This window comes from Endozoicomonas sp. SESOKO2 (assembly GCF_024606245.1).
Lineage (GTDB): Bacteria > Pseudomonadota > Gammaproteobacteria > Pseudomonadales > Endozoicomonadaceae > Endozoicomonas_A.
Genome location: NZ_JAHHPQ010000334.1, coordinates 1 through 2,088 on the forward strand (window position 1 = coordinate 1; position 2,088 = coordinate 2,088).

Genomic DNA, 2,088 nt, shown 5'->3' on the forward strand with positions numbered 1-2,088 from the left:
CTGGTTATTTTTGGCCTCATCCGGATGGGTTCAGTCAACCTGTCCCGTATTGCCCGAACTATGGGGCACGGTGCCGAGATTCTGTTATTTTCCCGGATCAGTGCTCTTCTTCAACTGGGTTCCACTGATTTCAATATTTTTTGAACTTTCATTATAAAACCGACTCCAACAGATCGAATCCATTTTAAACGTCCTTTCCAGGCGAGAATAAATACTGACTTTGAAGCTACGGATCAATCAGAGATGAACACTATCAACAGCAATTCCGGGACACAAGAACCACTCTTGCCAACACCTGTGCAGCAACCGCTGGAGGAAGCACTATCGGGCGTCAGTGCAGGTAGGGACGTTACTCCTTATTACAACAATAACGCTCCATTCTTGTATTTGCCCGAATTAACACAGTTAGAGATTGTTCGCTATTTGGGTTTACGAGAGGTTACCCGTTTAGCAAAGGTATGCCGATATTTTCGCGATCTTGTTAAAGACAATAACGCTTTGGGAAGAGCATGGAATCGCCGGTTTCCTTCACCATACCTGGACCAACTAAAGGCCACCCTTAAAACAAAAGATGAGCAACAACTCCGTAATTGGTTGGAGCCGTTTGCTAATAAGGGCACTGTCGAGACACTCATTGAACAACGAAAGAATATTTATTTTCCTCTTCAGTTACTTTTCACCAACAGTCAACTGATGTCTTTATGCAGAAAATTTGAGTTAGTAGAAACACTCAAAATTACCCATGGTGGTAAAGTCCGTGAAGCCACTTTCAGCTCCGATGGGCAGCACCTGGCAACCGCCAGTAGTGATCACACAGCAAAAATCTACTGCCGGGAGGCCAATGGATCATGGGAAGTAAAAGACACCATTACCCATAATCGTTTGGTCTCTTCAGCCAGCTTCAGCTCTGATGGTCGTTATCTGGTCACCGCCTGTGACGATGGCACAGCAAAAATTCATGGTCTGGAGGATCATGGATCTTGGGAAGAAAAGGCCTGCATTTCCCATAAGAATTACATCAATTCAGCGACTTTCAGTGCTGATAGCCGCCGTGTGGTGACCCACAGTTCACATAATACGGTGAAAATCATTGGTCGAAGGAACAATGACTCATGGGAAGTAGAGGACACTTTTCATAGAAATCTGATCACTTCGGCCACGCTCAGCCCTGATGGCCGTCACATGATAATTTTTGCTTCAAGGGATTGCGTTATAGAAATTCATGGCCAGTTGGACTCGGGATTATGGGTAGTCACATCCACTATTAAACTAGAAGACCCTGTCTTCCTGGCCAACTTCAGCCCCAATAGCTGCCATCTGATCCTCAGCACTAGCACTCATAGTAATGACGCAGCAATAATCTATGACCTGCAGGCTGATGGATCGTGGAAAGAAATGGACACGATTGAACATAATGGGTTGATCCAATCAGTCAACTTCAGCGCCGACTGCCGCCATGTGGTGACCGCCAGTGATGATAAAATGGCGAAAATCCATAGCCAGAATGCTGGATCATGGGAAGAAAAAGCCTGCATCAAACACTATAGGGAAGTCACCTCAGCAAACTTCAGTGCCGATTGCCAGCATGTGGTAACCACCAGTGATGACACAGCGAAAATCATCAGCCTGCAGACCGGTGGATCATGGGCACTAAAAGCCCGCATTGTCCATCAGGATCAAGTCGCCTCAGCCACCTTCAGTGCGGATGCTTGTCATGTGCTGACCGCCAGTGTCGACGGTGTAGTGAAAATTTATGGTCTGGAGACCAACGGGTCATGGCTGCGAAAAGCCTTCATTCAAAAAGAGGAAGGATTAGCCGCAGCCAGTTTCAGCCCCGATAGCCGAAATGTGATGACCGTCTGTAAAGATAACACGGTGAGGATCACTGAACTTCGGAAGAAGTATTGATGATCGAATGGGCGTACTTTTTTGCTGAGAACCGGTGAAAGTCGACGTCCTGGCGGGGCTGAAAGCCTCTCTGGGGCAGTTTGTAACAACTAGCGTTATTTCCTGATCTATCCTTCCCCTCTTCACACCAGAATGCAAGGATAGAATGATTAAACACTCACTCTTTGCAGCACCACTGTT

1 protein-coding gene is annotated in these 2,088 nt (G+C 46.6%); it reads left to right on the forward strand.

The window, feature by feature from the left end:
• Positions 1–243: 243 nt before the first annotated feature.
• Positions 244–1,908, forward strand: a complete 1,665-nt coding sequence (locus KDK17_RS07635; protein WP_257287759.1) for an F-box/WD repeat-containing protein — start codon at positions 244–246, stop codon at positions 1,906–1,908.
• Positions 1,909–2,088 lie beyond the last annotated feature (180 nt).

Excerpts from the sequence above, each read along its gene's own strand:
- KDK17_RS07635 (WP_257287759.1), top strand. The coding sequence starts at position 244 with ATGAACACTATCAACAGCAATTCCGGGACACAAGAACCACTCTTGCCA.